Origin of the sequence: Sneathiella sp. HT1-7 (genome assembly GCF_020731145.1) — a bacterium.
Lineage (GTDB): Bacteria > Pseudomonadota > Alphaproteobacteria > Sneathiellales > Sneathiellaceae > Sneathiella.
In genome coordinates this window covers 431,094-444,632 of record NZ_JAJFZN010000001.1, presented here as the reverse complement: position 1 = coordinate 444,632, position 13,539 = coordinate 431,094, and the positions used below count along the sequence as shown (strand labels likewise).

Sequence of the window (13,539 nt, the reverse complement as noted above, 5' to 3'; positions counted from 1 at the left end):
TTTTTCTTCCCGTTTATCGGATTAGTTTAAAGCAAGTTCATCCCGGTGAATCATTTCATCCCGGCCAGAATAACCGAGAATTTCTGCAATCTCACTACTTTTATGCCCAATAATACATTGAGCATCTTCGGAGGAATAGGCGACAAGGCCGCGTCCGAGTTCCTGTCCGTCTAAATTCATTACCATCACAAGATCGCCCCGCTCGAACGGACCTTCCACTTTGGAAACCCCCGCAGGGAGCAGGCTTTTGCCGGATTTGAGAGCTCTTTCCGCGCCTTTGTCTATAATCAATTGACCGCGTGAGGACAGGCTGGCCGCGATCCATTTCTTTCGGGCATTGCGGGGCGTTTCATGGGCAATAAAGCAGGTCGACAATGCACCGTCTTCCAATGCTTTTAACGGGTGCATAACCGTACCGCTTGTAATGAACATGTTGCAGCCTGCCGCCATTGCGATTTGTGCGGCTTTCAGTTTGGTTTCCATGCCGCCGCGACCTACATCGGTTTTTGTCTTGCTGGCCATGGCAAGTATCTCTCCGTCGAGATCTTTTACTTCACGAATGAATTTTGCGTTCGCATCACCCTTAGGATCGGCAGTATAAAGACCATCGACATCGCTCAACAAAACCAGGCAATCGGCGGATATCATCTGTGCTACGCGGGCGGCAAGGCGGTCGTTATCGCCATATCGAATTTCACTCGTCGCGACGGTGTCATTCTCGTTCACAACGGGTAGCGCGCCAAGTGAGAGAAGTGTTGTAATCGTGCTCCGCGCATTGAGGTAGCGACGGCGTTCCTCTGTGTCTCCAGGTGTAAGGAGAATTTGTGCGACCTGTATTTTTTCAAGCCCGAGAATTTCCTGATACGCATGTGCGAGTTGAATCTGGCCGGTTGCTGCCGCGGCCTGACTTTCCTCCAGACGAAGAGGGGTGTTCTTAAGGCCCAGCACATGCCGACCCATGGCAATAGAGCCGCTGGAAACGATCAGCACTTCCTGACCCCGGCGTTTCATTTGTGCGATATCCTGACCGAGTGCAGTCAACCAGTCCCGACGCAGCCGTCCGGTAGTGCCATCTACGAGGAGGGAAGAACCTATCTTGATGACAACACGTTTTGCACGGATAAATCTGTTAATCAGGGGCGCCATGTTGTCGGCTCTTCCCCGGCCAGCAATTTTTCTTCAGCCTCTTGCTCTGCCTTTTCTTTTGCCGTGCTCTCATCCACGACTTTCAACAGCGCGAAAAGCAAGGGTTCGACATTTTCGCCTATCACGGCGGAAATGATATGAACGGGCTTTCCTGAAATATCCTTGATCGCGTTGACTTTTTCATCCAGTTCGTCCTCGCTCACCGAATCCATCTTATTGAGCGCGATAATCTCCGGTTTATTCGCAAGCCCCTCATCATATGCGGCGAGTTCTCCTCGGATTGTCTTGTACGAACCGACAACGTCCTCCTCTGTCGCGTCGATTAGATGCAGGAGAACTCGGCATCGTTCCACATGCCCGAGGAAGCGGTGGCCGAGCCCAATGCCTTCCGATGCGCCCTCAATCAGGCCCGGGATATCGGCAAGGACAAACTCCCGCTCCCCGGCGGCAACAACGCCAAGCTGGGGAACCAGCGTCGTAAACGGGTAATCTGCAATTTTGGGCTTGGCGCGGCTGGTAACGCTCAAGAAGGTTGATTTGCCGGCATTGGGTAAACCCACGAGCCCAACGTCGGCAATTAGTTTAAGACGCAGCCAGATCCATCTCTCTTCACCGGGCCAACCGGGTTCGATTTTTCTCGGTGCGCGGTTTGTTGACGTCTTGAAGGCGGCATTGCCGCGACCGCCGTCACCGCCCTTACAGAGGACAATTTTCTGACCGATTTCCGTCAGGTCAGCAATCAGGGTTTCATTGTCTTCTTCAAAAACTTGTGTCCCGACCGGAACTTTCATGATCATATCTGCGGCCGCAGCACCGGTTCGGTCACGCCCCATGCCATGGCCGCCACTCTTCGCCTTGAAATGTTGCTGATAACGGTAGTCGATAAGTGTGTTAAGCCCTTCGACGCATTCAACTATGACAGAGCCGCCACGGCCACCATCGCCGCCGTTCGGGCCGCCGAACTCGATAAATTTTTCGCGCCGGAAACTCAGCGCACCGGGCCCCCCGTTACCAGAGCGAAGAAAAACTTTTGCTTGATCGAGAAATTTCATAACGCTGTTGCTTGCCTTTTCTCAACGCCGGATATAATCCGCGCGTCATTAAAACAAAAAAGGGGAATGGTTGGACCATTCCCCTTCTTCAATCTTTTAGCCGTTAGAAGCGGGCGTTATGCCTGCTGTTCTACGGATACATAGATCTTTCCGCCACTTTTCTTGGTAAATTTTACATTACCATCGATAACGGCGAAGATGGTGTGGTCCTTGCCCATTCCTACATTGGTGCCAGGATACCATTTGGTACCACGCTGGCGCAGAATGATGTTGCCTGGAATAACTTTCTCGCCACCATATTTCTTGATGCCGAGGCGGCGACCAGCTGAGTCGCGACCGTTGCGGGATGAACCGCCAGCTTTTTTATGTGCCATCTAGCTTACTCCTCGGTTTTCTTTGCAGCAGCCTTTTTGGGCGCTGCTTTTTTCGCAGGTGCTTTCTTTTCAGCAGCGGCCTTTGGAGCTGCCTTTTTGGCAGGTGCCTTTTTCGGAGCTGCTTTTTTCGGTGCGGCTTCGGCCTTCTCTTCCTTTGCAGGAGCAGCGGCTTTTGCCTCAGCTTCCCCCTTAGGAGCGGCTTTCTTAGCAGTTGCCTTCTTTGCGCCCTTAGCGGCAATATCGGTGATTCTCAGAACTGACAAATCCTGACGGTGGCCAGCCTTGCGGCGGTAGTTCTGGCGACGTTTCTTCTTGAAGACAACGATCTTGTCGGCACGTGCCTGCTCCAGCAGGGTTGCCGAAACAACAGCGCCGTCGAGAAGCGGTGCACCAACAGTAAGGGCGCCGTCATCACCAGAAATGGCCAGAACTTCATCGAGTTGAACGCTATCACCGGCTTCACCTGCCAGGCGCTCTACCTTGATAACATCGTCTTTGGCGACTTTATATTGCTTGCCGCCGGTTTTGATCACTGCAAACATGGCTGATCCGTTTCGAACATGTTGAATGGGCCGCCAAGACTGAATTCCTAGCGCACCACAATTGAAGGGCGCAATATATCCATGGGGAGGGCGAAGTCAACCTGATTCAGGCATAGATTTGAAGTTTTTGGCGCATTCTGCACTTGCGCCGTCAAATCCCATGCGTTACAAGCCGCTTTCCTCGGATTTTGAGCGCTTACGGGCCTGTTATCAGGCTCTCTCGTACAAAATACGAACGCGGTCGGTTGGCAGAGTGGTTGAATGCGCCGGTCTCGAAAACCGGTAAGGGTGAATGCCCTTCGAGAGTTCGAATCTCTCACCGACCGCCAAATCTTCTGAGCTGAAGCGTCAACCAATTTGCAGCAATTTGTCGCAGCGCGTGCAAAAACACCTGACAACGCCTGAAGAAATGTTAGTCTATCCTTATCTTGGAGTATGCGGAGTAAGGCAGCATGTTTGGCATTGACGCAATCGATCTCGCCCGAATGCAATTCGCCTTTACGGTGTCGTTTCATATTATTTTTCCGGCGTTTTCTATCGGATTGGCCAGCTATCTCGCCGTTCTTGAGGGATTGTGGCTCTGGAAAAAGGAAGAGCGATACTTAGAGGTCTTCAACTATTGGAAGACAATTTTTGCCGTCGGTTTTGGCATGGGAGTCGTATCCGGCATTGTTATGGCCTACCAATTTGGGACGAATTGGTCCGTCTTCTCTGATAAAGCAGGGCCGGTGATCGGGCCACTGATGGGCTATGAGGTCATGTCAGCCTTTTTCCTCGAAGCTGGTTTCCTTGGCATCATGCTGTTTGGTCAGAAGCGGGTCGGGCCGGGGCTTCATTTCTTTGCAACGCTGATGGTGGCGGCGGGCACTCTTTTTTCCGCCTTCTGGATTCTTTCTGTGAATTCCTGGATGCAGACCCCAACAGGTCATATCATTAATGCGGCGGGACAGTTTGTACCGGATGACTGGTTTAACGTGGTTTTCAATCCGTCGTTCCCGTACCGGTTTGTCCATATGGTGCTGGCGGCTTATTTGACAACAGCCTTCGTTGTCGGTGCGGTCGGCGCCTTTCACCTGCTTAAAGACAAGACATCCAGGAACGCAAGGCTGATGTTTTCGATGGCAATGTGGATGGCGGCAATTGTGACGCCAATCCAGATCATCGCGGGTGATCAGCACGGATTAAATACGCTTGAACATCAACCGGCAAAAATTGCGGCGATTGAGGGCCATTATAAGAATGTGAAAGGGGCGCCGCTCCTCCTTTTTGGAATTCCGGATAATGAAGAAGCGAAGACACTTTATACAGTTGAGGTGCCAAGGCTCGGATCGCTTATTCTCACCCACAGTTGGGACGGAGAGCTACAGGGTCTTGAATCATTTCCGAGAGAAGACTGGCCAAACACGTTTCTTATTTTTTGGGCTTTCAGGATTATGGTTGGAATGGGAATGATCATGCTGCTCATTGGGCTTTGGAGTCTGCTTCGGCGTTATCAGGGGCGCCTTTATGAAGATCGATGGCTCACGCGTGCTGCGGTAGCTGCCGGACCGATCGGCTTTGTGGCGGTACTCTGCGGCTGGATCACGACGGAAGCTGGGCGGCAGCCCTGGACAGTCTACGGGTTGTTACGAACCGCAGATAGTGCCTCTCCGCTAAATGGAATTGAAGTTGGCGGAACGTTAATTGCCTTTATCGTTGTCTACTTTGTCCTGTTTGGTACTGGTGTGTATTATATGCTGCGGCTAATGGCGAAAACGCCGGTTTCTGTTTCTGGGAAGGAAACTACCAGCCTGAAGAGAGCGTCCGGGATGACGGGCGCTCCCTCAACCCTTGATCGCACCAAATCTTGACGCGGGGGAGGAAAAAATATGCTGGAATTTGACCTACCACTAATCTGGGCCGCGATCATTGCCTTCGCGATCCTGGCTTATGTGTCTCTCGACGGATTTGATCTCGGGGTTGGTATCCTGTTTCCGCTGGTTGCAGAAAAAACAGGTCACCGCGATGTAATGATGAATTCTGTTGCGCCGATTTGGGACGGGAACGAAACCTGGCTCGTCCTTGGTGGCGGGGGATTGCTTGCTGTCTTTCCGCTTGCGTATGCGGTTGTTTTGCCCGCCCTTTATATCCCGATTATTATCATGTTGCTGGGTCTCATATTCCGGGGGGTCGCTTTCGAATTTCGCTGGCGCGCGTCCAAGAAGAACCGTATCTGGTGGGATCGATCCTTCGCCTTTGGGTCCATTATGGCCACTTTGGCGCAAGGGATATGCCTCGGTGCGCTGATTCAGGGAATTGACGTCGTTGACCGAAGCTATGCCGGCGGTCGTCTCGACTGGCTGACGCCTTTTTCATTGCTGACCGGCGTGTCTCTTGTCATGGGGTATGCGCTGCTGGGGGCGACTTGGCTGGTGATGAAAACCGAGGGAGAGCTGCAGGGCATTGCCCGTAAGTTTGCCATGATTTCCGGTATGGGAACTCTCGCACTTATTGGCATTGTCAGTCTTGCAACGCCGTTTCTTGATGCGCAATATCACCACCGATGGTTTGACGGGGCTAACCTTGCTTTCAGTATAATCGTTCCGTTCTTGCTCGCTATTTGTGCAGGGGTGTTGTTTCTGGGGTTGAAGCGTCATCATGACATTCGTCCGTTTTTCGCGGCGCACGGGATATTCTTACTTTGCTATATCGGTATTGGAATCAGTTTCTATCCACATATGGTGCCGCCTGATCTGACCATCTGGGCAGCCGCAGCTCCCGAAAAAAGCCTGTATTTTCTTATTGTAGGAACGATATTTCTAGTGCCGACAATCCTAGCCTACACGGTTTACAGCTATTGGGTATTCAGAGGTAAAGTAGATAAGGAAGGTGGATATCACTGATGTCCTCTCGGTGGCGGCAGTATCTCTGGTTTATTGCCTTGTGGGTGCTGGGCGTTTTGGCGGTTGGCAGCGTTGCTTTCCTAATTCGACTTATACTCATGCCTTGATCTAGATGACGGTTTGCTTCTATCGGACCGGGTTGTGTCGAAAATAGCTAATATACTATATCTATAAAACAAATCTCTCTTGCGTCTGTCATATGTCTGTCATACGGTAACGTCGCCGGATGTTTAGATCAGCTTTTTGGAAGGGAGATGATCAAGATCCGCAACGGCGGTGGTAACTGTCGATTTAGGATATGGAAGAGCTGTCCGGCATTGTGGCAGGTTTTTTCTCCGGGGGAGCTTGATGGAATATTTTTTACAGCAATTGATCAATGGAATCACGCTGGGATCGATTTATGGTCTTATCGCGATCGGGTATACGATGGTTTATGGTATCATCGGCATGATCAATTTTGCGCATGGCGACATTTTTATGGTGAGTTCGTTTATCGCACTTATTGTCATCACAGCGCTTGGTCTAACGGTTTCGACCGGGCTTGGTCTGACTATTCTGGCGCTGATTCTCGTTCTTGTAACCTCCATGGTGATCGCTTCCGTATTTGGATGGACGACGGAACGACTGGCCTATCGTCCGCTTCGCGGCTCTTTCCGGCTTGCACCGCTGATTACGGCCATTGGCATTTCCATTGTCCTGCAAAACTATATCCAGATCACGCAGGGCGCACGTGTGAAACCCCTGCAGCCACTTATTGAAGACGGCTATACTCTGATGACGCGGGCCGATGGGTTCACCGTTCAGTTGTCCAATATGCAGATTCTGATCATCACCGTGACCATCGTTCTGATGACGGTTTTCTCTCTCATCATTGCCAAGACATCTTTGGGCCGGGCACAGCGTGCCTGTGAACAGGATCGCAAGATGGCCTCACTCCTTGGTATCAATGTCGACAGGACAATTTCCATGACATTTGTTATGGGCGCAGCGCTGGCCGCTGTCGCGGGCCTGATGTTCTTGCTTTACTATGGTGTTATTGACTTTTTTATCGGCTTCGTTGCAGGTGTGAAGGCTTTTACTGCTGCTGTGCTTGGCGGAATCGGATCATTGCCCGGGGCCATGCTGGGGGGGCTGGTAATTGGGCTGATTGAAACTTTTTGGTCCGCTTATTTCTCGATTGAGTATAAGGACGTCGCCGCCTTCTCCATGCTTGCGATTGTACTGATCTTTCTGCCGCAAGGTTTACTTGGTAAGCCAGAGGTGGAAAAAGTATAATGGCAGACACTTCAAACAGCGCCTCGCGCCCCGGAAGGCATCTGGATTTTAGCAAGGTGGCCAAAGACCTTATCGTCACAGCGCTGATCGCGACAGCAATTTTTGGCTCAACAATTGCGTTTCGCACTGTGTCTGCCGCAGGCGGCCTTCGGTTGGAAGTTCGATATGATATTGCCTTCTATGTGATCGCCGCGGTGGTTTTCGGTCGATTGTTGCTCTGGATATTTTTCTGGAGCAAACCGCCGGGCACTTCGGCCATTGAGGTGCCAACGGGCATCAAGTCTGGAATTGCGAAAATAACAGCTAAGGTTGGCAAGGGTTTTGGGCCGACAATGTTGTTATTCGCGTTGGTTTTCCCCTTTCTCCCTTTTACCGATCGTTATCTCCTCGACCTCAGCATATTGATTTTGACATATGTCATGCTTGGTTGGGGCTTGAACATTGTGGTCGGGCTGGCAGGATTGCTCGATCTTGGCTATGTGGCCTTTTATGCGATTGGGGCCTATTCCTATGCTTTGCTCGCGCAATATTTCGGGTTTTCATTCTGGATGTGTCTTCCGCTTGCCGGCATTCTTGCGGCGTTCTGGGGGATTATTCTCGGGTTTCCGGTTCTCCGGCTCCGCGGGGACTACCTCGCGATTGTAACCCTAGCCTTTGGGGAAATTATTCGCATCGTCCTACTCAACTGGTATCAGTTCACAGGCGGCCCCGATGGACTATCCGGTATTCCACGGCCAAGCTTTTTCGGTCTGGAATTTACACGCAGGGAAGGCGGTTTCGCAGACTTTTTCGGTCTCGATTACTCCTCTATCCATCGTATTATGTTTATGTATTTCCTGATCCTCGCGCTGGCGCTGCTCACTAACTTCGTAACCAACCGTCTTCGCCGTCTACCGATTGGTCGCGCGTGGGAGGCTTTGCGGGAAGATGAGATTGCCTGCCGGTCGCTTGGCCTTAATACAACATCCGTAAAGCTGACGGCTTTTGCCATCGGCGGCATGTTCGCGGGTTTTGCCGGATCGTTTTTCGCGACCCGGCAGGGGTTTATCTCGCCAGAAAGTTTCACATTTATCGAATCAGCCCTGATTTTGGCAATCGTGGTTCTGGGCGGCATGGGATCGCAGGTCGGTGTGGTGATTGCCTCTATCGCCATGATCGGCGGATTTGAGGTCTTCCGGGAGGCAGAGCAATTCCGGATGCTGATATTTGGCCTTGCCATGGTGGTTATCATGATCTGGCGTCCGCGTGGCCTGATCTCCACGCGTATTCCTTCAATCTTCCTGAAAGAGAAAAAAGCGGTGTCGGCGGATATGGTCGCGCAAGGGGAGGGACACTGACATGATAAATATTGTCGAAGATCCCGTACTAACTGTTGAGCATCTGAACATGCGCTTTGGCGGCTTGCTTGCCGTTGATGACCTTTCCTTCGATGTTGACCGGCGCGATATCACTGCGCTGATCGGTCCGAATGGTGCGGGCAAGACCACGGTGTTCAACTGCATTACTGGTTTTTACAAGCCGACAGAAGGACGGATTACAGCGCGGCACGAAGACGGAGCGAAATTCCTTCTTGAACGAATGGACGATTTTAAAATTCCGAAAGTGGCGAAGGTTGCGCGGACTTTCCAGAATATCAGGCTGTTCGGCGGGATGACAGTACTCGAAAATTTGATGGTGGGTCAGCATAACCCTCTGATGATTGCCTCCAGTTATACATTTGGCGGGATATTCGGACTAAGCGGTTATAAAAAAGCCGAAAAGGAAGCGGTAGAGTTGGCCAAATACTGGATGGAGCAAACAGGTCTGACGGCCCGTGCAGATGATGCGGCGGGAGATCTGCCATACGGAGAGCAACGCAAGCTTGAGATTGCCCGCGCCATGTGCACGAAACCGAAATTGCTATGCCTTGATGAACCGGCAGCGGGCCTGAACCCGCGAGAATCGGAAGAGCTGAACAAACTGCTTCTCTTTATCCGCAAGGAGCGCGATACCGGGGTTCTCTTGATCGAGCATGATATGAATGTGGTTATGGGAATTTCTGATCATATTATAGTACTCGACTATGGCAAGAAAATCGCTGACGGCACGCCGGAGGAAATACGCAATGATCCAAGCGTCATTGCTGCCTATCTCGGAGTGGCGGATGATGAGGTGGAAGAAGTGGAGCATGAAATTGAGGAAGGAGTATCCTCATGAGCGATCAACACCTTCTTGCAGTGAAAGACGTTGAAACCTATTACGGGAAGATCCAGGCTCTAAAAGGTGTCACAATGGAGGTGAACTCCGGCGAGATCGTGACCCTTATTGGCGCGAATGGAGCTGGAAAATCCACCCTGATGATGACTATTTGCGGGGACCCTCGCGCGGCGGCAGGGCAGATAATTTTCGACGGGCAGGATATTACTAATCTGCCGACCCACGAAATCACCCGTATGAATATTGCCCAATCACCAGAAGGGCGACGGATATTTTCCCGCATGACGGTTTATGAAAATCTGATCATGGGGGCGACGACTTCCAATCCTGCCTATTTTGAGGAAGATCTAGCCCACGCGTTTTCTCTGTTCCCAAGACTGAAGGAGCGAAAAGATCAGCGCGGCGGTACTCTTTCGGGCGGGGAGCAGCAAATGCTTGCGATTGCCAGAGCTTTGATGGCTCGGCCTCGACTTTTGTTGCTTGATGAGCCGTCACTTGGTTTGGCGCCGCTCGTCGTGAAACAGATATTCGAAGCGATAAAGGAGCTCAATGAAAAGGATGGGCTGACCGTCTTTCTGGTAGAGCAGAACGCGTATCATGCGCTTAAACTGGCGCATCGCGGCTATGTTATGGTCAATGGCAATATTACCCTGAGTGGAACCGGTAAGGAATTACTGGCGAGCGAAGAGGTTCGTGCCGCTTATCTGGAAGGAGGGGCGCACTGATGGGAATTATTTGGGAAAACAGTTTTGTCACCTTCCTGTTTGTCACGGTCATTATCGGGGGCGGTGCGGGATATCTTTCCGGGCGGTCGCTCGCGTCAAATTGGCGCCCCATTTCGCATTTAATCTTCTTTATGATGTTGTTGGCGTTTGCTGTGAGGTTTTTCCATTTTGCTTTATTCGAGGGGACGTTGCTATCCCTCCATTATTATGTCGTTGATGCCTTGGTATTGATCGGCATTTCTCTATTGGGTTACCGTTTGACCCGGGTGCGGCAAATGGTGACACAGTACCGCTGGCTTTATGAACGGGCAGGCCCTTTTTCCTGGCGCGAGAAAAAAGGTGCGGCGGGCTGAGACCCTCCACTCGATTTCGCTTTCAAGTTTCTTTAAAAGTTTGATATAATTGCGAAAAAGTAGCGTATTTATTTGAGTTACATTTTACCAACTGGGAGTACGAAGATGAAAAAAATGTTACTTGCCGTGTCGGCTATGTCGATGGGCGTGATGATCAGCTCAGGCGCCGCCTGGGCGGATATTGCGATTGCAACGGCAGGCCCGATGACGGGGCAGTATGCGAGCTTTGGTCAGCAGATGAAGGCTGGTGCAGAGCAGGCTGTCGCGGACATTAATGCCGCTGGCGGTGTGAATGGCGAAATGCTGACACTTGAGATTGGTGATGACGCTTGCGATCCGAAGCAGGCTGTGGCTGTTGCCAACCAGATGGTGTCAAAAGGCGTTGTCTTTATGGCTGGCCATTTCTGTTCCGGTTCTTCCATTCCGGCATCCGCCGTATATGAAGAAGAAGGGATCATTCAGATTTCACCCGCTTCCACCAACCCGAAGCTGACCGATGAAGGCGGCCCGAACGTATATCGCGTCTGCGGCCGTGACGATCAGCAGGGCAAGGTTGCTGGCGCTTATCTTGCTGATGAAACCAAAGCAGGCAAGAAAGTAGCCATCCTGCATGACAAGACTGCCTATGGTAAAGGTCTTGCTGATGAAACCAAAGCTTCCATGGAAGCCGCTGGTGGCAAGGCAACCATGTATGAAGCCTATACTGCTGGTGAAAAAGACTACACGGCACTTGTCTCCAAAATGAAACAGGAAGGCATCGATATCGCGTATGTTGGCGGTTATCACACAGAAGCTGGCCTGATTGTTCGCCAGATGCGCGATCAGGGCATGAAAACCCAGCTCGTATCTGGTGACGCACTGGTGACTGACGAATATTGGTCAATCACGGGCGATGCTGGTGAAGGCACACTGATGACTTTCTCGCCGGACCCACGTAAAAACCCGGGCGTTACTGAACTGGTTGCAAAGTTCCGTGCCAAAGGCATTGAGCCAGAAGGTTACGTTCTTTACACCTATGCTGCAGTGCAGGCTTGGGCGGACGCGGCTAAAGCTGCCAAGTCCGTTGATCTGGAGCCCGTTATGGATGCCTTGAATGAGGGTACGTTTGAAACGGTCCTCGGATCATTGTCTTTCGATGATAAAGGCGACGTGACCCTGCCGGGTTATGTCTGGTACGAATGGAAAGACGGCAAATACGACTATAAATAAGTCACCTTGACGTTTGATATTAAGCCCGGAAGTTTCGGCTTCCGGGTTTTTTTATTGTGTTTCTCTATAAGAGATTTTCCAGATCAGGGCTGATTTTTTCAAAGTTGCGTTTGATAATTTGATAATCTGCCTCCTCTGTTGCGGCGAAGCCCGTCAAAAGAAGTGTATCCTGTATCTCGCAAGACAGAGATGCCATTGCTTCAACAACCGCGTGATGGATCCGGTCAATCTCACTTTTGGGGCGTCGCGCGGTTATAATGGGAAGTCCAGGTGTTGGGTGAGTGCGCGCGATAACGGAGAGATTATTCGTTGCCACCTCAAATCGTTTTGCAAGTTCCCATGTCACGGCGTCGATTGAGGCTATGTCAATTTGCCGTTCCGCTAAGTGCTGTATGACATTCCGATGAGACATCAACCGCTCACACCGGCGAATTTTCTGAAAGGAAATTCCTTCCTCCGCCAGATAGGAGAAAAAGGCCGAGACGCCGGACTGTGAAAGCGGATCGTTATAGCCGAGGGTCGCGGCATTAAGGTCCGAAAGCTTTTCAATATCACTCTCTTTATGAACAACAATCACACTGAAATAGCTGCCGGCCCCACAGTCAATGTCATAGGCGGGTGTTCCGACGAGGGAGACATCGCTTGCTAGCTTTTCGACAAAGGGGAGGCCGCAAGTCTGGCCAAGCAAAAGGGCCGGATCTATCCAGCATTCGAACGGATCGTCTGTCCGGGTAAGAAGTTTTGGTGGTTTAAATCCGGCATCCCCAAGGCTCTCTTGAAGGGCCGCCCAATAGGTATCCGTCGCGCGGCGGATTTCAGGCCAGTCATACATAGGGAGAAGCGCCACAGAGGGTGCTATCGAGGATATCATCTTCAAAAATTAAACCGGGTCCAATGGAAAGGCGACAGGTTCTTTTCGTTTAAACGCATGCGCGCGAATGACGTCGGTATAGCTTTTGTAAAAATAACCTTTGTTCATTTCGACGAAGCGCTCCTGATGGAGGCGGAATAAGCCCGGCAACCGGTACCAAGCGACGGACGGATAGGCATGATGAACGGCATGTAGATTATTGTTCAGAAACAAAAACCGCAATGGCCCTTTGTCATTGATCAGGACAGAACGCGCTCGACGATCCGGGTGCGCCTGATGTTCAAGAAAGGTGCGGATCATCAGAAGTGACATGCCAAAATAGGCGGCAATACAGTAGCCAAGAATGGAAATGTTAGAAAAATAACCGATAAAGATAAAAAGCAAACCACAAAGCGTAGAATGAAGCGCCCAGTCGCCAAGCAATCGACGGTCCCCATTTCGAATTCTCTGAATATCTGCACGAAGGAGACTGGATACCCCGATTGCGGGGCCAATAAGCATGCGCCCTATGAGAAAGTTATTGGCAGTCCATATCAGCTTCTGTATGCGATTGAATTTCGCCCATTGCTCGTCTGTGACATACCAACTTTCCGGATCTTCTGTCGGATCAGTGATCCGCGCCCGTTGATGGTGGGTCAGGTGAACTTCTTTAAATCGTGGATAGGGCATGAACAAGCCGATCGGCAAATAGATAAACAGGTCATTCAGGCGACGATCAACGAAGGGATGGCCATGGATGCATTCATGTTGAAGTGAGGAGTGAAAAGTAATCACCGGGACGAGCATCAAAACTGTAAGCCAAAGAGGGAAGTCTACCGGTCCAAAAAGGATAAACCCCCAAATCCCATAGCACAGCATAATCAATGCAAGGGTTCTGATTTCCAGCCGTTCACGCAACAACACAGTTCATCAAC

At 51.1% G+C, this 13,539-nt stretch carries 14 protein-coding genes and 1 tRNA gene; 9 read left to right on the top strand and 6 right to left on the bottom strand.

What is annotated here, in order from left to right; genetic code table 11:
* Positions 1-21 precede the first annotated feature (21 nt).
* From proB to rplU, 4 genes are all read right to left on the bottom strand, one after another.
* Positions 22-1,146: a glutamate 5-kinase gene (gene proB, locus LKE13_RS02165; protein WP_227948049.1), complete on the bottom strand. Its 1,125-nt coding sequence runs from the start codon at positions 1,144-1,146 to the stop codon at positions 22-24.
* Positions 1,134-2,198: a GTPase ObgE gene (gene obgE, locus LKE13_RS02160; RefSeq protein ID WP_227948048.1), complete on the bottom strand. Its 1,065-nt coding sequence runs from the start codon at positions 2,196-2,198 to the stop codon at positions 1,134-1,136. The genes proB and obgE overlap by 13 nt, the downstream gene beginning before the upstream one ends.
* Before the next feature lie 116 nt (positions 2,199-2,314).
* Positions 2,315-2,572: a 50S ribosomal protein L27 gene (rpmA, locus tag LKE13_RS02155; RefSeq protein ID WP_227948047.1), complete on the bottom strand. Its 258-nt coding sequence runs from the start codon at positions 2,570-2,572 to the stop codon at positions 2,315-2,317.
* A gap of 5 nt (positions 2,573-2,577) precedes the next feature.
* Entirely contained in the window at positions 2,578-3,114 is a 537-nt protein-coding gene (gene rplU, locus LKE13_RS18720; RefSeq protein ID WP_321576126.1) for a 50S ribosomal protein L21, read from the bottom strand.
* A gap of 239 nt (positions 3,115-3,353) precedes the next feature.
* Here rplU and LKE13_RS02145 point away from each other — a divergent pair.
* The 9 genes from LKE13_RS02145 (at position 3,354) to LKE13_RS02105 (ending at position 11,754) form a co-directional block, all read left to right on the top strand.
* Positions 3,354-3,443 (top strand) — tRNA-Ser (locus tag LKE13_RS02145).
* A gap of 123 nt (positions 3,444-3,566) precedes the next feature.
* Positions 3,567-4,964, top strand: coding sequence for a cytochrome ubiquinol oxidase subunit I (locus LKE13_RS02140; protein ID WP_321576125.1), 1,398 nt, complete (start codon positions 3,567-3,569; stop codon positions 4,962-4,964).
* Between the two features lie 21 nt (positions 4,965-4,985).
* Positions 4,986-5,996, top strand: a complete 1,011-nt coding sequence (gene cydB / locus LKE13_RS02135) for a cytochrome d ubiquinol oxidase subunit II (RefSeq protein ID WP_415776489.1) — start codon at positions 4,986-4,988, stop codon at positions 5,994-5,996.
* 348 nt (positions 5,997-6,344) lie between these two features.
* Positions 6,345-7,271 carry an ABC transporter permease subunit gene (locus LKE13_RS02130; protein ID WP_227948045.1) on the top strand — a complete coding sequence of 309 codons (927 nt, stop codon included), beginning with the start codon at positions 6,345-6,347 and terminating at the stop codon, positions 7,269-7,271.
* Entirely contained in the window at positions 7,271-8,608 is a 1,338-nt protein-coding gene (gene livM, locus LKE13_RS02125) for a high-affinity branched-chain amino acid ABC transporter permease LivM (protein ID WP_227948044.1), read from the top strand. The genes LKE13_RS02130 and livM overlap by 1 nt, the downstream gene beginning before the upstream one ends.
* Before the next feature lies 1 nt (position 8,609).
* Positions 8,610-9,467: an ABC transporter ATP-binding protein gene (locus LKE13_RS02120; RefSeq protein ID WP_227948043.1), complete on the top strand. Its 858-nt coding sequence runs from the start codon at positions 8,610-8,612 to the stop codon at positions 9,465-9,467.
* On the top strand, positions 9,464-10,192 hold the full coding sequence (locus tag LKE13_RS02115) for an ABC transporter ATP-binding protein (protein ID WP_227948042.1): 729 nt from the start codon (positions 9,464-9,466) through the stop codon (positions 10,190-10,192). Before LKE13_RS02120 ends, LKE13_RS02115 begins: the two co-directional genes overlap by 4 nt.
* A complete protein-coding gene (locus LKE13_RS02110; protein WP_227948041.1) occupies positions 10,192-10,545 on the top strand; it encodes a DUF6867 family protein in 354 nt (117 codons plus the stop codon). Before LKE13_RS02115 ends, LKE13_RS02110 begins: the two co-directional genes overlap by 1 nt.
* Positions 10,546-10,650: 105 nt before the next feature.
* A complete protein-coding gene (locus tag LKE13_RS02105; RefSeq protein WP_227948040.1) occupies positions 10,651-11,754 on the top strand; it encodes a branched-chain amino acid ABC transporter substrate-binding protein in 1,104 nt (367 codons plus the stop codon).
* Positions 11,755-11,818: 64 nt separating this feature from the next.
* Here LKE13_RS02105 and LKE13_RS02100 read toward each other — a convergent pair whose 3' ends face one another.
* Together LKE13_RS02100 and LKE13_RS02095 are read right to left on the bottom strand one after the other, a co-directional pair.
* Positions 11,819-12,586, bottom strand: a complete 768-nt coding sequence (locus tag LKE13_RS02100) for a phosphate/phosphite/phosphonate ABC transporter substrate-binding protein (protein WP_227948039.1) — start codon at positions 12,584-12,586, stop codon at positions 11,819-11,821.
* Between the two features lie 48 nt (positions 12,587-12,634).
* On the bottom strand, positions 12,635-13,528 hold the full coding sequence (locus tag LKE13_RS02095; protein WP_227948038.1) for a fatty acid desaturase: 894 nt from the start codon (positions 13,526-13,528) through the stop codon (positions 12,635-12,637).
* Positions 13,529-13,539 lie beyond the last annotated feature (11 nt).